Annotated in this window: 20 protein-coding genes and 1 tRNA gene; 12 read left to right on the forward strand and 9 right to left on the reverse strand. The window is 69.7% G+C overall.

What is annotated here, in order from left to right; all coding sequences use genetic code 11:
* Positions 1–93: 93 nt before the first annotated feature.
* On the reverse strand, positions 94–1020 hold the full coding sequence (locus tag ACWTPI_RS05770) for a pirin family protein (protein WP_454731168.1): 927 nt from the start codon (positions 1018–1020) through the stop codon (positions 94–96).
* 691 nt (positions 1021–1711) lie between these two features.
* Here ACWTPI_RS05770 and ACWTPI_RS05775 point away from each other — a divergent pair.
* The 4 genes from ACWTPI_RS05775 to ACWTPI_RS05790 are packed head-to-tail and all read left to right on the forward strand — an operon-like array spanning position 1712 to position 5273.
* Positions 1712–2428, forward strand: a complete 717-nt coding sequence (locus ACWTPI_RS05775) for an ABC transporter permease (protein WP_059413045.1) — start codon at positions 1712–1714, stop codon at positions 2426–2428.
* A 38-nt stretch (positions 2429–2466) separates the two neighbouring features.
* Entirely contained in the window at positions 2467–3444 is a 978-nt protein-coding gene (locus tag ACWTPI_RS05780; protein WP_454731169.1) for a glycine betaine ABC transporter substrate-binding protein, read from the forward strand.
* 10 nt (positions 3445–3454) lie between these two features.
* On the forward strand, positions 3455–4102 hold the full coding sequence (locus ACWTPI_RS05785; protein ID WP_059413043.1) for an ABC transporter permease: 648 nt from the start codon (positions 3455–3457) through the stop codon (positions 4100–4102).
* A 1-nt stretch (position 4103) separates the two neighbouring features.
* On the forward strand, positions 4104–5273 hold the full coding sequence (locus tag ACWTPI_RS05790; RefSeq protein WP_059413042.1) for an osmoprotectant ABC transporter ATP-binding protein OsmV: 1170 nt from the start codon (positions 4104–4106) through the stop codon (positions 5271–5273).
* 214 nt (positions 5274–5487) lie between these two features.
* Here the strand turns inward: ACWTPI_RS05790 and ACWTPI_RS05795 are convergent, their stop codons facing one another.
* Both ACWTPI_RS05795 and ACWTPI_RS05800 read right to left on the reverse strand, forming a co-directional pair.
* A complete protein-coding gene (locus ACWTPI_RS05795; protein ID WP_454731170.1) occupies positions 5488–7071 on the reverse strand; it encodes an aldehyde dehydrogenase (NADP(+)) in 1584 nt (527 codons plus the stop codon).
* Positions 7072–7310: 239 nt separating this feature from the next.
* Entirely contained in the window at positions 7311–8057 is a 747-nt protein-coding gene (locus ACWTPI_RS05800; RefSeq protein ID WP_454731171.1) for a FadR/GntR family transcriptional regulator, read from the reverse strand.
* 242 nt (positions 8058–8299) lie between these two features.
* On the opposite strand from ACWTPI_RS05800, the gene gudD reads away from it, so the two are divergent.
* The 4 genes from gudD to ACWTPI_RS05820 all read left to right on the forward strand — a co-directional run bounded on the left by gudD (position 8300) and on the right by ACWTPI_RS05820 (position 12550).
* Entirely contained in the window at positions 8300–9682 is a 1383-nt protein-coding gene (gene gudD / locus ACWTPI_RS05805) for a glucarate dehydratase (RefSeq protein ID WP_454731172.1), read from the forward strand.
* A gap of 121 nt (positions 9683–9803) precedes the next feature.
* A complete protein-coding gene (locus ACWTPI_RS05810) occupies positions 9804–10811 on the forward strand; it encodes a Bug family tripartite tricarboxylate transporter substrate binding protein (RefSeq protein ID WP_454731173.1) in 1008 nt (335 codons plus the stop codon).
* A gap of 111 nt (positions 10812–10922) precedes the next feature.
* Positions 10923–11297, forward strand: a complete 375-nt coding sequence (locus tag ACWTPI_RS05815) for a hypothetical protein (RefSeq protein WP_020205019.1) — start codon at positions 10923–10925, stop codon at positions 11295–11297.
* Positions 11298–11464: 167 nt separating this feature from the next.
* Positions 11465–12550 carry a J domain-containing protein gene (locus ACWTPI_RS05820; RefSeq protein ID WP_454731174.1) on the forward strand — a complete coding sequence of 362 codons (1086 nt, stop codon included), beginning with the start codon at positions 11465–11467 and terminating at the stop codon, positions 12548–12550.
* Between the two features lie 121 nt (positions 12551–12671).
* Here the strand turns inward: ACWTPI_RS05820 and ACWTPI_RS05825 are convergent.
* A tRNA-Ser gene (locus tag ACWTPI_RS05825) sits at positions 12672–12761 on the reverse strand.
* Between the two features lie 204 nt (positions 12762–12965).
* On the opposite strand from ACWTPI_RS05825, the gene ACWTPI_RS05830 reads away from it, so the two are divergent.
* Positions 12966–13535, forward strand: coding sequence for an outer membrane lipoprotein (locus tag ACWTPI_RS05830; protein WP_020205021.1), 570 nt, complete (start codon positions 12966–12968; stop codon positions 13533–13535).
* Positions 13536–13613: 78 nt separating this feature from the next.
* Here ACWTPI_RS05830 and hemW read toward each other — a convergent pair whose 3' ends face one another.
* The 5 genes from hemW to ACWTPI_RS05855 all read right to left on the reverse strand — a co-directional run bounded on the left by hemW (position 13614) and on the right by ACWTPI_RS05855 (position 18470).
* Positions 13614–14858 (reverse strand): radical SAM family heme chaperone HemW, encoded by a 1245-nt coding sequence (gene hemW, locus ACWTPI_RS05835; protein ID WP_454731175.1) that lies wholly within the window; start codon positions 14856–14858, stop codon positions 13614–13616.
* Positions 14855–15472, reverse strand: a complete 618-nt coding sequence (gene rdgB / locus ACWTPI_RS05840) for an RdgB/HAM1 family non-canonical purine NTP pyrophosphatase (protein ID WP_020205023.1) — start codon at positions 15470–15472, stop codon at positions 14855–14857. Before rdgB ends, hemW begins: the two co-directional genes overlap by 4 nt.
* A gap of 25 nt (positions 15473–15497) precedes the next feature.
* Positions 15498–16217: a ribonuclease PH gene (gene rph, locus ACWTPI_RS05845; protein ID WP_020205024.1), complete on the reverse strand. Its 720-nt coding sequence runs from the start codon at positions 16215–16217 to the stop codon at positions 15498–15500.
* A gap of 220 nt (positions 16218–16437) precedes the next feature.
* On the reverse strand, positions 16438–17352 hold the full coding sequence (locus tag ACWTPI_RS05850; protein WP_020205025.1) for a PP2C family protein-serine/threonine phosphatase: 915 nt from the start codon (positions 17350–17352) through the stop codon (positions 16438–16440).
* 62 nt (positions 17353–17414) lie between these two features.
* Entirely contained in the window at positions 17415–18470 is a 1056-nt protein-coding gene (locus tag ACWTPI_RS05855; RefSeq protein ID WP_029044028.1) for a serine/threonine protein kinase, read from the reverse strand.
* A 178-nt stretch (positions 18471–18648) separates the two neighbouring features.
* Here ACWTPI_RS05855 and ACWTPI_RS05860 point away from each other — a divergent pair, with 178 nt between their 5' ends.
* The 3 genes from ACWTPI_RS05860 (at position 18649) to rpoZ (ending at position 20537) form a co-directional block, all read left to right on the forward strand.
* Entirely contained in the window at positions 18649–19590 is a 942-nt protein-coding gene (locus tag ACWTPI_RS05860; protein ID WP_020205027.1) for a YicC/YloC family endoribonuclease, read from the forward strand.
* Positions 19591–19595: 5 nt separating this feature from the next.
* Positions 19596–20249: a guanylate kinase gene (gmk, locus tag ACWTPI_RS05865; protein ID WP_020205028.1), complete on the forward strand. Its 654-nt coding sequence runs from the start codon at positions 19596–19598 to the stop codon at positions 20247–20249.
* 84 nt (positions 20250–20333) lie between these two features.
* On the forward strand, positions 20334–20537 hold the full coding sequence (gene rpoZ / locus ACWTPI_RS05870) for a DNA-directed RNA polymerase subunit omega (protein WP_006578656.1): 204 nt from the start codon (positions 20334–20336) through the stop codon (positions 20535–20537).

The following is a 20537-nucleotide window of genomic DNA, read 5'->3' on the forward strand; positions in this document are numbered from 1 at the left end:
GGGCGGCAAGGCGAAAAAAAGCCCCGGGAGCAGGGTGTGCTCCCGGGGCTGCCGCGGGAAGGGCGCGTTGCCTTCCTGCCTGGGCGCGGCGCTTCAGGCGCCGTTGTTCGCCGCGATCCGGTTGAAGCGGCCTTCGCGGAAATCCGCCAGGGTCTGGTAGATCTCCTCCTGGCTGTTCATCACGAACGGCCCATATTGCACGATCGGCTCGCCCAGCGGCTTGCCCGCGATCAGCAGGAAGCGCGCATCGGTGGTCGCCGTCACCGTCACGCCGTCGGCGCCGGCGGCGTTGTCGAGCACGCCCATGCGCTGCGCTTCGAGCGCGGCCGCGTTGTCGCCGCTGCCCACCGCGATCTCGCCGCGGTAGGTGTACAGGAAGGCGTTATGGCCCGCGGGCAGCGCCTGCGAGAAGCGCTGGCCGGCCGGCAGCGACACGTCGAGGTAGAGCGGCGCCGTCACCGGGCGCGCGACCGCGCCGGCCACGCCGTGCGAGGCGCCCGCCAGCACGCGCACGGTGGCGCCGCCCGGCAGCGCCACCGTGGGCACGGCGGCGGCGGGCAGGTCGCGGTACCACGGCGCGGTCATCTTGTCGGCGGCCGGCAGGTTCAGCCAGAGCTGGAAGCCTTCCATGCGGCCGTCTTCCTGCTCGGGCATCTCCGAGTGCACCACGCCGGCGCCGGCCACCATCCACTGGGCGCCGCCGTTTTCCAGCAGGCCTTCGTTGCCGGCGCTGTCGCGGTGGCGCATGCGTCCGGCCAGCATGTAGGTGATGGTCTCGAAGCCGCGGTGCGGGTGGTCGGGGAAGCCGCCGATGTAGTCGTCGCGGCTGTCGGTGCCGAAGGCGTCCAGCATCAGGAACGGGTCGAGGCGGCGCTGCAGGTTCTGCGTCAGCACGCGGGTCAGCTTGACGCCGGCGCCGTCCGAGGTGGCGATGCCGCGCACCACGCGGTCGATCGCGCGCGATTGCTGCACGGTTTCCGTGGCGGTGGCCGGAATGGTCGGGATGGTGCGTTGTTCCATGTTCGATCTCCTGTGGGGGCGGGGGCGGCGGCAATGGCGCGCGGTCCCCGTTGGCTACCCTCCCAATTTAAGGGTTTGGCCCGAAAGCGGTAGAGGGCGGGCGGGCAACAGATTGTTCTGATAGTGATACGGTGGGGGCGTTCGATGCCGGTTTTTGCAACAACGCGGCGGCCCCCGGCGCTGTAGGACAAACACCGACAATGGCCCGCGGGCACGGCGAGAAATGCCGGAAGGTGACAGGATGAGCGTAAATGCGTATAATAGCGCTCTCGTTGTCATCCGATGCTGCGTAATCGCGCGTGAGGCACAAACGTTGGTCATGGCCCGGCAAGCTGCCCGGCCTGCCTCTTGTGTCCTGATCGCTGCCTGCGCCGCATCGGCCGATTGATCCGGCGGCGCGTCGGAAAACCATCAACTCTGCGCTGCCACTGGCCACCCTGTTCCGCGTCCTCGCGGCGGGCTGCGCCGCTCCAGGGACCCCGGCTTCATCGTCCGGGGTTCCGTCAAATGGGTTTCCCCGCCTCGCGGCGTGGAGCCCGGCGCCCGTCCACCGGCTCATCTGCCGGTCATGGCGGGCAAGACAATCCAGTCAGGGCCGGCGGCCCCCGTTTGCACCGCCCGCGCCCGTTTTATCGTCCGCTGGTCCGGATGTGGCGCTTCGTGCCCGCATGCGGCGCGGGGAGAGGGGAATATGTCCAAGCAATCCGTGCGGGCGCTCGCCTGGGGATGTCTCGCGCTTGCCGCGCTGGCCGGACTGGCCGCGTGGATCGGCGTCGACGTCATCCGGCAATACCGGGAGCGCCTGTGGTACGACGTGGCCGACCACCTGCGCCTGGTGGCGTGGTCGATGGCGCTGGCGCTGGCCACCGGCATCCCGGCCGGCATCGCCCTGAGCCGGCCCTGCATGCGCCGCTGGGCCGGCCGCCTGATGCAGGTCTTCAACGTCGGCAACACCGTGCCCTCGCTGGCGGTGCTGGCGCTGGCGCTGGCCGTGCTCGGCATCGGCGAGCGGCCCGCCATCCTGGCGCTGTGGCTGGCCTCGCTGCTGCCGATCGTGCGCAATACCTGCGAAGGCCTGCTCGGCGTGTCGCCGGCGCTGACCGAGGCCGCGCGCGGGCTCGGCATGACGGCGCGCCAGCGCCTGCTGCGCGTGGAGCTGCCCAATGCGCTGCCGGTGATCCTGGCCGGCGTGCGCATCAGCCTCGTCATCAACGTCGGCACCGTGCCGCTGTCGTTCCTGATCGGCGCCAACAGCCTGGGCGAGCTGATCTTCCCCGGCATCTACCTCAACAACCAGCCGCTGCTGCTGCTCGGCGCGGCCGCCACCGCGCTGCTGGCGCTGGCGCTCGACGGCCTGTTCGCCGCCGCCGGCCATTGCTACCTGCGCAGCCGCGGGCTGGTCCGCTGAGCACCGCGCACCACGCCGCGCACCACAAGGAGAATCCGATGCAACCGATCAAGAACGGACTGGCGAAACTGGCCGCCGCGCTGGCGCCGGCCGCGGCGCGTCTGTTGGCGCGCACACTGGCGCGCCCCGCCGTCTCGCTGGCGGTGCTGGCCGCCTGCGCCGCCGCCGCGCTGGGCGTGCCGGCGCATGCCGACACCATCCGCGTGGGCGGCAAGAACTTCACCGAGCAACTGATCCTGTCGTCGATGACGGCGCAATACCTCAAGGCCAAGGGGCTCGACACCGAGCTGACTTCCGGCCTGGGCAGCACGCTGATGCGCCAGGCCCAGGAAAGCGCGCAGCTCGACGTGGTGTGGGACTACACCGGCACCGCGCTGATCGTCTTCAACAAGGTCGAGGAAAAGCTCGGCGCGCAGGAGAGCTACGAGCGCGTCAAGGCGCTCGACGCCGCGCGCGGGCTGGTCTGGCTCGACGCCTCCGGCATCAACAACACCTACGCGCTGGCGATGCCGCGCAAGCGCGCCGAGGCCGCCAGCGTGACCACGCTGTCCGCGTTCGCCGGGAAGATGCGCGCGGCCGGCGAGGGCAGCGCGCATCCGTTCGCGGTCGACATGGAGTTCGCCGCGCGGCCCGATGGCCTGGAGCCGCTCAAGGCGCTCTACCAGTTGCCGTTCGCGCGCCGCGACGTGATCCAGCTCGATCCGGGCCTGGTCTACACCGCGCTGAAGAACGACCAGGTCGAGCTGGGCCTAGTCTACACCACCGACGGCCGCGTCAAGGGCTTCGACCTCGTGCTGCTCGAGGACGACCTGCATTTCTTTCCCGCGTACAACGCGGCGCCGGTGGTGCGCCAGGCGACGCTGGCGCAGCACCCGGAACTGGCGGCGCTGCTCAACGCGCTCGCCGCCGCGCTCGACAACGCGGCCATGACCGCGATGAACTACCAGGTCGACATCGGCCAGCAGCCGGTCGACAAGGTGGCGCAGGATTTCCTGCGCGGCCACGGCCTGATCTGAGGGCGGCCGCATGGACCTGACGACCTACCTGCAGCACGCCTGGCCCACGCTGCTGCGGCTGACCGGCCAGCATCTCGCGCTGGTGGGCTCGGCGGTGGGGCTGGCGATCGTCGCCGGCGTGCCGCTGGGCATCCTGTGCGCGCGCTTCCGCTTTCTCGCCACGCCGCTGCTGACGCTGGCCACCATCGTGCTGACGCTGCCGTCGATCGCGCTGTTCGGCCTGATGATCCCGGTGTTCGCGCGCTTCGGCCACGCGCTCGGCTACGTGCCGGCGGTGACGGCGGTGTTCCTGTATTCGCTGCTGCCGATCATGCGCAACACCTGCGTGGCGCTGGCCAGCGTGGACGACGGCATCCAGGAAGCCGGGCGCGGCATCGGCATGACCACCTGGCAGCGCATGCGGCTGGTGGACCTGCCGCTGGCCGTGCCGGTGATCCTCGGCGGCGTGCGCACCGCCGTGGTGATGAACATCGGCGTGGCCACCATCGCCGCCATCATCGGCGCGGGCGGCCTCGGGGTGCTGATCCTGCAGGCGATCAGCCAGAGCAACATGAGCAAGCTGGCGGTGGGCGCCGTGCTGGTCAGCGTGCTCGCCATCGTGGCCGATGCCTGCCTGCAGTGGCTGCAGCGCGCGCTGACGCCGAAAGGAATCCGCTGACATGATCGAACTCGACCAACTCACCAAGACCTTCCGCCAGAAGGACGGCGCCGAAGTGCGCGCCGTCGACGCCGTCTCGATGACGGTGCCCAGGGGCGAGATCTGCGTCTTCCTGGGGCCTTCGGGCTGCGGCAAGACCACCACGCTCAAGATGATCAACCGCCTGATCCGGCCCAGCGCCGGGCGCGTGCTGATCGACGGCGAGGACACCGCGCGCGTGGACGAGGTCACGCTGCGGCGCAAGATCGGCTACGTGATCCAGCAGATCGGCCTGTTCCCCAATATGACCATCGAGCAGAACATCATGGTGGTGCCGCGCCTGCTGGGCTGGGACAAGAAGCACTGCCGCGAGCGCGCGCGCGAGCTGATGTCGATGGTGCAGCTCGACCCCGGCAAGATGCTGTCGCGCTACCCGCGCGAGCTCTCGGGCGGGCAGCAGCAGCGCATCGGCGTGATCCGCGCGCTGGCCGCCGACGCGCCGGTGCTGCTGATGGACGAGCCGTTCGGCGCGGTCGACCCGATCAACCGCGAGAGCATCCAGAACGAGTTCCTGCTGATGCAGCGCCAGCTCGGCAAGACCGTCATCATGGTCTCGCACGACATCGACGAAGCCATCAAGCTCGGCGACCGCGTGGCGGTGTTCCGGCGCGGCAGGCTGGTGCAGTTCGACCATCCCGACGCGCTGCTCGCGCATCCCGCCGACGACTTCGTGCAGGCCTTCGTCGGCCACGACAACACGCTCAAGCGCCTGCTGCTGGTGCGCGCCGGCGACGCCGCCACGCTGGCGCAAAGCTGCGCGCCCGACATGCCGCTGGCGCAGGCCTTCGGCCTCATGGACGAAGCCGACGTGCGCCAGTTGCCGGTGGTGGACGCCGCCCGGCGCGCGCTCGGCTACGTCACGCGCCGCGACGCGCGCGGCGGGCAGGGCACGTGCGCCGACGCCATGCGTCCGTTCAAGGCCACCGCCGCGTTCGACGAGCACCTGCGCATCGTGCTGTCGCGCATGTACCAGCACAACACCAGCTGGCTGCCGGTGCTCGACGCCGATGGCGTGTACCTGGGCGAGGTCACGCAGGAATCGATCGCGGACTACCTGAGTTCGGGGCGCTCGCGCGGCAACGCGGCCGTAATCCGGCCGCCGCAGGCGCCGCCCGAGCGCGCGGCCGCGTGAGGCGCGCCGGCAGAGAACAAGACCGGAGCGTTGAACGAAGCCGGCGAACGGGCCCACGCCGCGAGAGCTAGCCCAAGCAAGGTGTTCTCCCCCGCCCCCTCTCCCGCAGGCGGGAGAGGGGAGAAAACAGCGGGCAGGATGATGCCGTCCGCGAACGAAAAAAGGGCCGGAATCCCCGGCCCTTCGTCATGACGGCAACGCCTGCCGCGTGCGCTTATTCGCGCCCGAGCTGCCCATCCTTCAGGCGCCACGCGCCCAGCGGATTGCCATCCTGCAGCACCGGCGGCAGCAGCTCGGCCGGCACGTTCTGGTAGCACACCGGGCGCAGGAAACGCTCGATGGCGGAAGCGCCCACCGAGGTCGAGCGCGTGTCCGACGTCGCCGGGAACGGGCCGCCGTGCACCATCGCGTAGGCCACCTCCACGCCGGTGGGATAGCCGTTGAACAGCACGCGGCCCACCTTGCGCTCGAGCACCGTCAGCAGGCTGGCGGCCTCGGCGCGGTCGCCGGCGTCGGCCTGCACGGTAGCGGTGAGCTGGCCTTCGAGGCGGCGCGCCACGGCCAGCATTTCCGCGTGGTCGCGGCAGACCACCAGCACCGAGGTCGGGCCGAACACTTCCGCCTCCATGCGGTGGTCGGCGAGGAACTGCGCCGCGGTGGTCTCGAACAGCGCCGGGCGGGCCTGGTTGGGGCCGTTGGCCGCCAGGCCGCTGCCGATGCGGCGCAGGCCTTCGATCTCGTTCAGTTGCGCCACGCCCTTTTCATAAGCCTGGCAGATGCCCGGCGTCAGCATGGTGCCCGCGGCCTTCTCCGCCAGCGCGGCGACCGTGCCCTGGCGGAACACGTCGAGCGCCGGGCTTTCCACCGCCAGCAGCAGGCCGGGGTTGGTGCAGAACTGGCCCACGCCCATCACCAGCGATTCCACCAGGTTGCGCGCGATGTCGGCGGCGCGCGCGTTGAGCGCGGCGGGCAGCAGGAACACCGGGTTGATGCTGCTCATCTCGGCATAGACCGGGATCGGCTGCGGCCGGCTGTTGGCGGCCTGCACCAGGGCCAGGCCGCCGCTGCGCGAGCCGGTGAAGCCGACCGCCTGGATCGCCGGGTGCGCCACCAGCGCGGTGCCGATGGCGAAGCCGCCGGCCAGCAGCGAGAACACGCCTTCCGGCAGGCCGGCATCGGCCACCGCCTGCTGGATCACGCGGCCGACCAGCTCGGAGGTGCCGGGGTGGGCCGGGTGCGCCTTGACCACCACCGGGCAGCCGGCCGCCAGCGCCGACGCGGTATCGCCGCCCGCCACCGAGAACGCCAGCGGGAAGTTGCTGGCGCCGAACACCGCGACCGGACCCACGGCGATCTTCTGCAGGCGCAGGTCGGGGCGCGGCGGGGTGCGCTCGGGCAGCGCGGCGTCGAGCGTGGCGGCTTGCCAGCGGCCGTCGCGCAGCACGCTTGCGAACAGGCGCAACTGGTTGGCGGTGCGGGCGCGCTCGCCTTGCAGGCGCGCCAGCGGCAGCGCGCTTTCGGCGTGGGCGCGCTCGATCAGCGTGTCGCCCAGCGCTTCCAGGCCGCCGGCGATGGCTTCCAGGAACTGCGCGCGCGTCTCGGGCGAGGTGTGGCGGTAGGTGTCGAAGGCCGCGTCGGCCAGCGCGCAGGCGCGCGCGGCATCGGCCGCGTCGCCGCCGTGGAACGCCGGCGCGAGGATCTCGCCGGTGGCCGGGTTGGTGGCATGGAGGATCTCGGCGGTGCCGCGCACGGCGCTGGCGCCGATCAGCATTTCACCGGTGATGGCGGTGGTGGTCATGGGAGGGGGTTCCTTCGACTGCGGTCAAATGGGCGCCCGGGCTGCGGGCGGGGTGACGGGCCGGGCGCGGCGGTGCGCCGCGCATAATCATAAGACATCCTACAACAACATCTGCCTTGCCCACAAGCGGAAGGCCGGTAGCACGGGGCGTGCGGCCGCTGGGGCATGGGGAGACGGGGCGATAGGGCTATACGGCTATAGGACGATGGGGCGGCGGATGGTGCCGGCGGAGCGGCGGCTCAGCCGCCCTCGACCGCGGCCGACGCCTTGCGCAGCCGCTCGCGGCTGTTGGTCAGGTGCATGCGCATCGCCGCCTTGGCGCCTTCGGGGTCGCGCCGCTCGATGGCGTCGTAGATGTTCTCGTGCTCGATGTTGACGCGCTCGAGGTACTGCGCGCGCTCCTGCGCGCTCACGTGCAGGCGGCTGCGCGGAATCACCGTGGTGCCCAGGTGGCCCATGATGTCGGTGAAATAGCGGTTGCCGGTGGCGCGCGCGATGGCGAGGTGGAATTCGAAGTCCGCGCCCACCGAATCCTTGCCGTCGGTGGCGGTGCGCTTGAGCTCGTCGAGCGCGCCGCGCATGACCGCGAGCTGTTCGTCGCTGCGGCGCGTGGCGGCGAGGCTGGCGGCCTCGGCCTCCAGGCTGACGCGGAATTCCAGCATGGCCAGCACGTCCATCGCGGTGATCATGGCGGCGGGGTCGATGCGGAACGGCGAGGCGCTCTCGGTCGGGCGCGCCAGCACGAAGGTGCCGATGCCGTGGCGGGTCTCGACCAGGCCGCTGGCCTGCAGGCGCGACAGCGCTTCACGCACCACGGTGCGGCTCACGCCCAGCGCGCTCATGATCTCCGACTCGGTGGGCAGCTTGTCGCCCGGCTTGAGCGCGCCCTGCTGGATCCGTTCGCTCAGGTTGCTCACCGCCTCTTCGGCAAGCGTGCGGCCGCGGCGCCGCAGCGGGGTGGAGGAAGCGAGCATGGGGTTTGACATGGTGAGGGCGGGGACTTGACCGGGTCGCGATGGCCTCATTATACTGCGTCGTAAGTCATATGACGACCGATAACAGCTTTCTGGCAGGACGAGACTTGCCGCCGCGCACCGCGGCCTGCCACCGCCGCTAGCATGAGAAAGCCGGCCCCAGCCGGCGCAGCCAAGCCCGAGACAACCCGCAGCGCCGGCCGCCGCCTGGCCGTCCGGCGCGCATTGCGCCGCACCTTGCGCCGAAATCCGACATGACCCAAACGCCTGTTTCCGCTGCCCGCGACGCCTCGCCGGCAAGCGCGCCCGCCACCGGCACGCCCGTCGTCACCGCGCTGACCGTGATCCCGGTGGCCGGCCACGACAGCATGCTGATGAACCTGTCCGGCGCGCACGGCCCGTTCTTCACCCGCAACATCGTCATCCTGGCCGACAGCGCCGGCAACACCGGCGTGGGCGAGGTGCCGGGCGGGGAGGGCATCCGCCAGACGCTGGAAGAGGCGCGCGAGCTGGTGGTGGGCCAGCCGGTCGGCAACTACCAGGCGGTGCTCAACCGCGTGCGCGGCGCCTTCGCCAGCCGCGACGCTGGCGGCCGCGGCCTGCAGACCTTCGACCTGCGCATTACCATCCACGCCGTCACCGCGCTGGAGGCGGCGCTGCTCGACCTGCTCGGCAAGCACCTCGGCGTGCCGGTGGCGGCGCTGCTCGGCGAAGGGCAGCAGCGCGACGCGGTGGAGATGCTGGGCTACCTGTTCTACGTGGGCGACCGCAACCGCACCACGCTCGGCTACCGCGGCGAGCCCGATGCCGACAACGCCTGGTTCCGCCTGCGCAACGAGGCGGCGATGGACGCCGCCGGCGTGGTCCGCCTCGCCGAGGCCGCGTTCGAGCGCTACGGCTTCAACGACTTCAAGCTCAAGGGCGGCGTGCTGCGCGGCGACGAGGAGATGGAGGCGATCGTCGCGCTGGCCGAGCGTTTTCCCAGGGCGCGCATCACGCTCGACCCGAACGGCGCGTGGTCGCTGGCCGAAGCCGTGCGCCTGTGCCGCGACAAGCACGGCGTGCTGGCCTACGCGGAAGATCCGTGCGGCGCCGAGGACGGCTACTCGGGCCGCGAGATCATGGCCGAGTTCCGCACCGCGACCGGCCTGCCCACCGCCACCAACATGATCGCCACCGACTGGCGCCAGATGGGCCACGCGGTGCGCCTGCAGTCGGTGGACATCCCGCTGGCCGACCCGCATTTCTGGACCATGCAGGGCTCGGTGCGCGTGGCGCAGATGTGCGCGGAGTGGGGCCTCACGTGGGGCTCGCACTCGAACAACCACTTCGACATCTCGCTGGCCATGTTCACCCACGTGGCCGCCGCCGCGCCGGGGCGCGTCACCGCCATCGACACGCATTGGATCTGGCAGGACGGCGAGCGCCTGACCCGCGCGCCGTTGAAGATCGAGAACGGCAAGGTCGCCGTGCCGAAGGCGCCCGGCCTCGGCGTGGAGCTCGACATGGCGCAGGTGGCGCTCGCGCACGAGCGCTACAAGCGCATGGGCCTGGGCGCGCGCGACGATGCCGTGGCCATGCAGTTCCTGATTCCCGGCTGGAAGTTCGACAACAAGGCGCCGTGCATGGTGAGGTGAGCGCGCCTTTCCGTGGCCGGCAGCACAAGAAAACAAGCGGTATCCGATCAGAAGTCGAAAGCCCGGGACATCCGGCATGTCCGCCATGCCCGCATCACGCATCGAGAACCAAGGAGACACCATGAACCCGTTCCAACAACCGTCCGCGCGGCGCAGGCTGTGCGCGCTCGCCGGCGCCCTGGTCGCCGCAGTGGCGGCCGCCGGCGGCATCAGCGCTGCCGCCGCGCAGACCTGGCCGACCAAGGCCGTCTCGGTGGTCGTGCCGTTCCCGGCCGGCGGCTCCACCGACACCATCGCGCGCATGCTGGCGCCGCCGCTCAACGAGAAGCTCGGCCAGCCCTTCGTGGTGGACAACCGCCCGGGCGCGACCGGCGCCATCGGCGCGGCGATGGTCAAGCGCGCGCCGGCCGACGGCTACACGTTGATGGTGGCGTCGATCGGCGTCTACGCCGTGAATCCCTTCCTGCAGAAGAACCTGCCCTATGATCCGGTCAAGGATTTCGACCTGCTGACGGTGGCGGTGCGCGCGCCCAACGTGCTCGTGACCAAGCCGGGCTTCCCCGCCGGCAACCTGCAGGAACTGGTGGCGTACATGAAGAAGAACCCGGGCAAGGTGTCGTTCGCGACTTCCGGCGCGGGCTCGTCCGACCACCTGACCGCCGCGCTGTTCTGGCAGAAATCCGGCACCGACGGGCTGCACGTGCCCTACAAGGGCGGCGCGCCGGCGATCTCCGATCTGCTGGCCGGGCAGGTCGATGCGTCGTTCCAGAACATCAACGCGGTGCTGCAGCACATCCGCAGCGGCAAGCTCAAGGCGCTGGCCGTGACCGGCGACAAGCGCTCGCCGGTGCTGCCCAACGTGCCCACCATGACCGAAGGCGGCGTCAAGGACGTGGACGTCTACTCGTGGCAGGCCGTGGCCGCGCCGCGCGGGCTGCCCAAGGACGTCAAGGCCAGGCTGCACGCCGCGCTGGTCAGCGCGCTGGCCGATCCGCAGATGCGCCAGAAGCTGGCCGAAAGCGGTTTCGAGGTGGTCGCCAACACGCCCGAGCAGTTCGACCAGTTCGAGAGGCAGGAACTGCAGCGCTGGAAGGCCGTGATCGAGGCCGGGAAGATCACCAGCGAATAAGCGCGCACGAGCCGCGCGGCTGGCGCGGCAGCGCCGATGTCATGCTCCTTGCCCCGCCATCGCGGCGGGGCTTTTTACCTGGCGGTCCCGCGGCCTGCTACGCTTGCCGGCATGCGCCGCCCCCTCATCCGCTTCTGCAAGTCGCCGCCCTGCGTGCTGGTCGAAACCCGCTGGCTGGTGCCGCGCCGTTTCGATGGCTTCACGCCCGGCCCGCTGATCCTGCTGCGGCCCGGCGCGAGCCACGCGCTGATCGAGCACGAGAAGGTGCACGTGCGCCAGTTCTGGCGCTCCTGCGGCCTGATGGGCGTGCTCTACCTGCTCAGCCCGCGCTGGCGGCTGCGCTTCGAGCTCGAAGCCTACCGCGAGCAGCTCAGGCATTGCGAGCCGCCGGCGGCGCGCCAGTTCGCGCGCATGCTGTCGCGCCATTACCACCTGAAGATTTCCGAGGAAGAAGCGTACCGGCTGCTGACGGCGCCGGCGGCGTGAGGACGCCCGCGGCGCATGCGGTCGGCCGCGGACGGCGCCGGCCGGTTTCGCCCGCGCTTGAAAATGGCGCGTTCTTGCCGATACAGGTAAATGGAAATGGCAGCCGGGATGGGTCCGGGATTGGGCCGGTATTGGGCCGGCATTGGCCCGCGGCCGGAAAATCCGGCGTGGGCAGTGCCCTGCCTTTCGGGAGATTCCCTTGTTTCGGCGCCCCGGGTAAAATCGGCGCCGACTTGCTTGGGGCAACGACGGGAATGCATACACATTACGATAATCTGAAGATTTCTCGTGAAGCACCACCGGAGGTCATTCGCGCGGCATACAAGGCGCTGAGCCAGAAGCATCATCCGGACCGGAACAACGGCTCGCCCGAGTCGCACCGGAACATGACGATCATCAACACGGCCTACGAGGTCCTGATCGACCCCGTGCGGCGCGCGCAGCATGACGCCTGGATCCTGGCGCAGGAGCAGGCCGAGAAGGCCGCCGCGCTGCACGCCCGGGCGCAGGCGCGGCCCGCCCCGGCGGCTTCCTCGTCGTCTTCCGCGTCCGCTTCCGCGAAGCGTCCCGGCCCGGCGCCGCGCCAGGCCAGTACGCAGGGCGCGGCCAAGCCCAAGGCCGCGCCGGCACCCGGCGGCGGTTCCGGCGCCGGGAAGGTGGTCGTCATGATCATTGCCGGCGTGGCGATATACGCCGCGTTCTCGACCTCGTCCCGCGCGCCGGACCGCGCCGCGCCGGCGCCGGCATGGACGCCCGCGGCCTCCGCGCCGCTGCCGATGCGCGTCTTGCCGGCCGCCGCGCGCGAACAGCCGCTGGCGCTGCCCGAACCCGCGCCGCGCTATGCACGCAGGCCCACGGCGCCCAACGGCTATCCGTGGCCGAACCGGAGCGGCTATGTGCCCGGTTATCCCGTCCTGAAGACCAACGGCCTCTCGACGCTGACGATAGACAACACGCGCAATGACGCGGACGTGTTCCTGAAGGTGTTCTCGCTGAACGCGGGCAGCAAGACGCCCGTGCGGTTCGCTTTCATCAAGGCCGGCGCATCCTTCGAATTCGCGGGCATCGCGCCCGGCGATTTCGATGTCCGCTACATGGACCTCGATACCGGCAGGATTTCCAGGTCGGAGCCGTTCACGCTCGATGAAACCGCCGAATACAACGGCACGCAATACAGCAAGACCACGCTCACGCTTTACAAGGTGCCCAACGGCAATACGCGGACGCGGGAAATCGGCGAAAGCGAATTCTAGGCAGTTCTTGGGGACTGTGGATTGCCGGGGTGCGGCCGGTACGGGAATACGCGAAATGCGTGCCGTTTTCTCGCGCGGACGGCGGAAGGCGGATTTTCGTGCCGGGGGATTCGAGAGGAACTGGCGGAAGCGGTGAGATTCGAACTCACGGATGGGTCACCCCATCGGCAGTTTTCAAGACTGCTGCCTTAAACCACTCGGCCACGCTTCCGGGAAGGAAAGAGCGCGCATTATAGCAAGGGCATGGAGCGGGGCACGGGTTTGTCGCGCGCGAGTCTGGCAAGATGGAACCTTGGTCGGGGCCTTCGGCTCCTATCATGCGTGAGAGCGCACATGCGGCGCGGCGTGGTCGTGGTTCCGGTCCGCTCGCTCTCCGGCAATTTCACGCAGTTGCGATCAATCGAGGAGAATTCTGATGAACGGCAAGACTCTGTTGGGCGTGGCGGCAGCGGCCGCCGTGGTTGGCCTGGCCGGATGCGCGGCGCCCGGCGGTTATGGCGGTGGCTACAACGGCGGTTACGGCGGCGGTTATAACGCGCCGCCGCCGCAGGGCGGCTACCAGCAGCCGGGTTATCCGCAGCAGGGGTATCAGCAGCCGGGCTACCAGCAGCCCGGCGCCACCACCTACCAGGCCCCGGCGGGGTCGGTGTTCTATGGCCGCGTCGAGTCGATCGAGCCGGTTGCCACGCAGCAGGGCGGCAGTTCGGGCCTGCTCGGCACGGTGATCGGCGGCGTCGCGGGCGGCCTGCTGGGCCACCAGATCGGCGGCGGCACCGGCAACACGGTGGCCACCATCGGCGGCGCGGTGCTGGGCGGCGTGGCCGGCAACCAGGTGGAGAAGCGCGTGAGCGGCCCCGAGACGGTCTACCGCGTCAACGTGCGGCTCGACGATGGCCGCCTGGCGACGGTCACGCAGCGCAACGTGAGCAATCTGCGCGTGGGCGCCCGCGCGCAGGTGGCCAACGACATGGCAACGCCGTACTGATGCTGTCCTGACGAAAACATACGGCCACCCTCGGGTGGCCGTATTGCATGGCGGCGCCTGCGCCGCCATCGGCGCGCTTCAGCCCTTCAGGAACATCTCCTGCAGGTCGTTGAGGAAGCGCCGTCCCAGCTCGGTGGGCTTGATGGTGGCGAGGTCGGCTTCGAGCAGGCCTTTTTTTTCGGCCGCGGCGAGGTCGCGGCTGATGGTGTGCAGCGGCAGGCCGGTGTGGTCGAAGAAGGTGCTGGCCGGCACGCCGTCGGTCAGGCGCAGCGCGTTGAGCATGAACTCGAAGGGCAGGTCCGCGGCGGGGACGTCGTGGCTTTCCTGCACCGCGCTGCCGGCTATCGCCTGCGCCATGTAGGTGGCCGGATGCTTGTGGCGCATCTGGCGCAGCACGCGGTGCGGGAACGAGAGCTTGCCGTGCGCGCCGGCGCCGATGCCGAGGTAGTCGCCGAAGCGCCAGTAGTTGAGGTTGTGGCGCGCCTGGCGGTGCGGCTTCGCGTAGGCGGAGGTCTCGTAGTGCCGGTAGCCGGCCTGCGCGGTGCGCGCGTCGATCAGGTCCTGCATCTCGTAGGCGCTGTCGTCGTCGGGCAGCGCCGGCGGGAACTTGGCGAACAGGGTGTTGGGCTCGAGCGTCAGGTGGTACAGCGACAGGTGCGTGGTGCCGAACGACAGCGCGGTTTCCAGGTCCTCGGCGCATTCGGCCAGGGTCTGGCCGGGCAGCGCGTACATCAGGTCCAGGTTGACGTTGTCGAAGTTGGCCAGCGCGATGCGGATGGCGGCGCGCGCTTCCTCGCCGCCGTGGATGCGCCCGAGCGCGGCGAGGTGGCGGTCGTTGAAGCTCTGGATGCCGATCGACAGGCGGTTGATGCCGCTGGCGCGATAGCTGGCGAAGCGCTCGGCCTCGAAGGTGCCGGGGTTGGCCTCCAGGGTGATCTCGGCGTCGGCGTCGAGCGGCAGCAGCGCGCGGATGTCGGACAGCAGGCGGTCCATGCCGGTGGCCGACAGCAGGCTCGGCGTGCCGCCGCCGATGAACACGGTATGCACGGGGCGGCCCCACACCAGCGGCAGCGACTGCTCGAGATCGGCGCGCAGCGCGTCGAGGTAGGCGTCTTCGGGGATGTCGTGGCTGCCGGCGGCGCCGGGCACCGCGTGCGAGTTGAAATCGCAGTACGGGCACTTGCGCACGCACCACGGCACGTGCACGTAGAGCGACAGCGGCGGCGAGCCGGGCAGCGAGATCTGGCCGGGCTGCAGCCACAGCGACTTGGTGTCGGCGGGGACGGCCGCGCCGGTCTGCGCGGCGGGAACGATCGGGATCATGACCGCGCGTGGTGGCTGCCCGAAGCGCGCAGGCGCTCGGTCAGCGCCTTGAGCGCCTGCGCGCGGTGGCTGATGGTGTTCTTTTCCTCGGCGCTGAGCTCGGCCGCGGTCTTGCCCAGCTGCGGCAGCAGGAAATGCGGGTCGTAGCCGAAGCCGGCGCTGCCGCGCGGCGCGTCGACCACCTCGCCGGCCCACACGCCTTCGGCGATCACCGGGCGCGGGTCGTCGGCATGGCGCACCAGCACCAGCACGCAGTAGTAGTAGGCATGCCGGTTGAGCTTGCCGGCCAGCTGCGAGATCAGGTGCGCGTTGTTGGCGGCGTCCGACCGGGGCTTGCCCACGAGCTGCGCGTAGCGCGCCGAGTAGACGCCCGGCGCGCCGTCGAGCGCGTCCACGCAGATGCCGGAGTCGTCGGCCAGCGCGGGCAGGTTGGACAGGCGGCTGGCATGGCGCGCCTTGGTGAGCGCGTTCTCGACGAAGGTGGCGAACGGCTCATCGGCCTCGGGAATGCCGAGCTGGCCCTGCGGCACCACGTCATAGCCCAGCGGCGCGAGCAGCGCGCCGAACTCGCCGAGCTTGCCGGGATTGTTGGAGGCGAGGACCAGGCGTTGCATCGCGTTCACCGTTGGGTTCGGTTCATCAGGCCAGGCCCAGCGCGCGGCGCTGGTGCGTCACCAGCTCGGCGATGCCTTGTTCGGCCAGGCGGGTCATGGCGTCGAGGTCGGCGCGGCTGAACGGCGCGCCTTCGGCGGTGCCCTGCACTTCGACGAAGCCGCCGCTGCCGGTCATCACCACGTTCATGTCGGTGTCGCAGCTGCTGTCCTCGGCGTAGTCGAGGTCGAGCACGGCCTTGCCGTCGACCATGCCGACCGACACGGCGGCGACGAAGTCGCGGATCGGGCTGGCCGTGAGCAGGCCGTCGCGCAGCATGGCGGAGATGGCGTCGTGCGCCGCCACGAAGGCGCCGGTGATGGCCGCGGTGCGCGTGCCGCCGTCGGCCTGGAGCACGTCGCAGTCGAGGTGGATGGTGTATTCGCCGAGCGCGGCGAGATCGAACACCGAGCGCATGGCGCGGCCGATCAGGCGCTGGATTTCCTGCGTGCGGCCGGTCTGCTTGCCGCGCGCGGCCTCGCGGTCCGAACGGGTGTGGGTGGCGCGCGGCAGCATGCCGTATTCGGCCGTGACCCAGCCTTCGCCGCTGCCTTTCTTGTGCGGCGGCACCTTGGCCAGCACGCTGGCCGTGCACAGCACCTTGGTATCGCCAAAGGCACTCAGGACGGCGCCTTCGGCGTGGCGGGTGTAGTGACGGGTCAGGGTGATAGGGCGCAGCGCATCGGCTGCGCGTCCGCTTGGTCGCATGGGGGAATTGTCTCGGGAAACGGTCCAGGAGCGGGATTTTACCGCCGGCCGGGCTTGCGTGCCCGTCCGGCGCCGGCGCGGGCGCCGATACCGTGCCGGTTTCCCGGTTTTTCTCGATTCCCGCGCTTCCTCTGCTTCCTCCGCTTCCCCGCGCTTGCCCCTCGTTCTTGCGCGCCGGGCGGCGCGGAGGCTACCTGGGCGGCCGGCAAGGCCGCCGCGCTCAGCGCATGAAGTTGCTGCTCTTGTCGATCGCCGCGCGGATCTCGGCGATCGAGCGCTCGATCTCTTCTTCCGACAGCAGGTCGGTGTCGCCGCCGTTGTTTTCGAGGATGGAGGTGGTGAAGGTGTTGAGCGGCAGGGTCTCGGTCGCCACCGCTTCCTCGTTGGGCAGGTGCGCGTCGAGCTCCCACATCATGGCGATGGCGGTGGTGTTGTCCGCGCCTTCGCCGGCGTTCTCCAGGGCCTGGTCGATCAGGTCGGGGATGGCGTGCACCACCGACAGGTTGGTCACTTTCTCGACCAGCAGCGGCTCCTCGATGCTGCCCCACAGGCCGTCCGAGCACAGCAGGGCGACGTCGCCGGGCTCCAGCCGCAGCGGGCCGCCGATGTCGATCAGCGGCAGGTTGGGCGAGCCCAGGCAGTTGTAGAGCTTGTTGCGCTCGGGGTGGTTGGCCACCTGCATCGGCAGCACGCGCTCCTGCTGCAGCAGGTTCTCGATCTTGGAGTGGTCGCGCGTGCGGGTCAGCAGGTTGCCCTTGCGCACCAGGTACAGGCGCGAGTCGCCGGCGTGCGCCCAGTGGATCTGGCCGTTCTGCACCAGGCAGCAGACCACCGTGGTGCGCGGCACGTCGGCCAGGCCGTTGGCCTCGGCGTAGCGATGGATGTCGCGGTGGGCCAGCATGATGGTGTCCTGCAGGAAGTCGGCCGGATTGCGGATCGACGGCCGGGCCTGGGCCTGGAACTGGCGCGCCAGGGTCTGCAGGGCCTGCTGCGCGGCGACTTCGCCGAGCGCGTGGCCGCCGAGCCCGTCGGCCAGGACCATCAGCAGGGCATCGCGCGTGAAGCAATACCCCATGCGGTCCTGGTTGATGCGGCGGCCGCCTTTTCTGCTTTCCTGATAGACGGAGAATCGCATTTTGGCTGTTGGGGTCGGTTTTCGGCCGGCGGCGCCCGCGGGCCGCGCCGGCCGAATGTAGGTTAATCGCCGCTTGTGCCGATTTCCCGCGCGGGGACGCCGGCAGCGGGTTCGTCGCGCTTGCGCAGCAGGGTCAGGAAGCGGCTGGCGATCGGGCGCTCGGCCGCGGCCGGGGCGGGCGCGCTGGCCGCGGCCTGCTCGCCGAGCGCGTTGGTCTGCTCGCGCAACTCCTTCTGCAGCCGGAACACGCTCTGCGGCCGCTCGGACGGCGTCAGGCGCAGGCACCATTCGACCAGGTCGACCAGGCCGTTGGTGTAGCTCGTGCGCAGGCGCGTCAGGGACTCCGCCATGCGGTCGTCCTTCTCGCGCTGGTTGGCTTCCTGGGGCGGCATGCCGGCCATGCAGGCGTAGAGCGTGGCGCCGAGGCTGTAGATGTCGGTCCAGGGGCCGAGCTCGCTGTGCTTGCCGTACAGCTCGGGCGCGGCGAAGCCGGGCGTGTACATGGGCTGGAAGCGCGCCGCCTCCATCGTCAGGATCTGGCGCGCGGCGCCGAAATCGAGCAGGATCGGCGACTCGTCCTCGCGCAGGTAGATGTTGCCGGGCTTGATGTCCAGGTGCAGCAGCTTGTGGATGTGGACCTCGCGCAGGCCGCTCATCAGCGCGTGGAAGACCTTGCGGATGAAATGCTCGCGCAGGACCTTGGCCCGGCCTTGCTGGCGCGCGTGCAGGATGTGTTCCTGCAGCGTCTTGCCCAGCTCGTAGTTCATCACCATGTAGACGGTGGAGTTCTCGCGGAAGAAATTCACCACGCGCACCACGCTGGGGTGCGAGATGCGGGCCAGCGAGCGGCCTTCCTCGAAGAAGTACTTGAGCCCGAGCCGGAACGACGCGGCGCTTTCCTCGGGCACCACCGGAATCAGCTCGCCGGGCTTGCGGCGCGCCAGCGACGAAGGCAGGTATTCCTTGATGGCGACGGGCGCGCCGGTCTCGTCGGTGGCGAGATAGACGAAACTGAACCCCCCGCTGGCCAACTTCTTTACAATACGGTAGTTGGACAGCAGCGTGCCGATGGGCAGCGGTGCGCTCTTCGGAGGTGTTGCGCCCTTGGACTCTGTCATAGGATTCGGGACCGTGATTGCCTCCGGATTGTCCTGACTAATCGATGACTTGTAAAGAACACAATAGCGGCCATTATCGGCCCTCTTTCGGGTATCCGGACGGCGCGGCAGCGGGACACCCGGCACCGCGCGCCGCCCGGACCCATGCGGCCAGTTGGCCATTTCGCGAGACTATCCAATGATCCACAGCATGACGGGCTACGGCCTGGCGTCCCGCCAGGCGCCGCTGACCGACGCACACGGCGCGCCGACCGGCAGGACGGCATCCGTATCGGTCGAATTCCGCACTGTCAACTCGCGATTCCTCGACCTGCTGTTCCGGGCCCCGGAAGAGTGCCGGGCGTTCGAGCCGGCCCTGCGCGAGATGCTCATGGCCAAGCTGTCGCGCGGCAAGCTGGAGTGCCGCATCAACCTGCAGCGCGCCGAGGCCGGCACCGGCGGCGCCACGCTGGCGCTCAACGACGCGCTGCTGGCGCAGATCCGCGCGATCGAATCCACCGTGGCGGCCACCTTCACCGAGGCCGGCACGCTGCGCATGGGCGAGATCCTGCGCTGGCCCGGCGTGCTGGTCGAGCCCGAGCTGTCGCAGGAAGCGCTGCGCGAGGCCGTGACCGAGGCGGCCAGGGACGCCCTGGCCCAGTTGCTCGAGGCGCGCCGCCGCGAGGGCGAGGCGCTCAAGGCCACGCTGGTCGAGCGCATCGAGGCCATGCTGGCCATCGTCGAGCGGCTCGTGCCGACCATTCCGCAGCTGATCGCCCACCACCAGGAAAAGCTCACCGAGCGCCTGCAGGAGGCGTTCGGCATGGTCGCGCCCAACGGCATGACCGCGATGAGCCGCGACGAGATCGGCGAGCGCATCCGCCAGGAAGCCACGGTCTACGGCATCCGCATCGACATCGCCGAAGAGCTCTCGCGCCTGCAGGCCCACCTGAACGAAACCCGCCACATCCTCAAGAAGGGCGGCCAGGTCGGCAAGCGGCTCGATTTCATGATGCAGGAGCTCAACCGCGAAGCCAACACGCTCGGCTCCAAGGCCGCCGCGAAGGAACTGGCCGATGCCTCGATGGAGCTCAAGCTGCTGATCGAGCAGATGCGCGAACAGATTCAGAACCTCGAATGATCATCATGAGTGAAACGTCGTCCCACGTCGCCATCGACACCGCCTACCCCGGCAACCTGTTCATGGTGGTGGCGCCTTCCGGCGCCGGCAAGTCCACGCTGGTCAACGCGCTGCTGGCGCAGGACCCGGCCATCCGCCTGTCCATCTCCCACACCACCCGCGCGCCGCGCCCCGGCGAGCAGGACGGGCGCGAATACCACTTCACCACGGTGGACGCCTTCCGCGCCGCGCGCGACCGCGGCGAGTTCCTCGAATGGGCCGAGGTGCACGGCAACTACTACGCGACCTCGCGCGTCTGGATCGAGCAGCAGATGGCCCAGGGCAACGACGTGCTGCTGGAGATCGACTGGCAGGGCGCGCAGCAGGTGCACCAGCGCTTCTCCAACGCCACGGAAATCTTCATCCTGCCGCCGTCGCTGTCGGCGCTCGAGGAGCGCCTGAACAAGCGCGGCCAGGACGAGCCCAACGTGATCGTGCGGCGCCTGCTGGCCGCCGGCAGCGAGATGGCGCACGCTTCCGAGTCGGACTACGTCATCATCAACGAGATATTCGAGCGGGCGCTGGAGGAGCTGCGCACCGTGATCCGCGCCACCCGTCTGCGCTTTTCGTCGCAAAAGGCGCGCCACACCGACCTCTTCATCGAGCTCGGGATTCATTGAGCCCGGGGGCGCGCGGGAACGGTTTTTCCCGCGTGCTGTAAAATAGCCGGCATCGCATAGGTTTTGTCCCGAGGTGGATTTGATATGGCGCGTATTACCGTCGAAGATTGTCTGAAACACATCCCGAATCGTTTCGAGCTCGCGCTCGCGGCGACGTACCGGGCCCGTCAGTTGGTGCAGGGTCATACGCCCAAGGTCGAGGCCAAGGACAAACCGACCGTGGTGGCGCTGCGCGAGATCGCGTCGGGCCAGGTCGGCATCGAGATGCTCAAGAAGGTACCCACCTGA

Source organism: Cupriavidus ulmosensis (assembly GCF_977008105.1).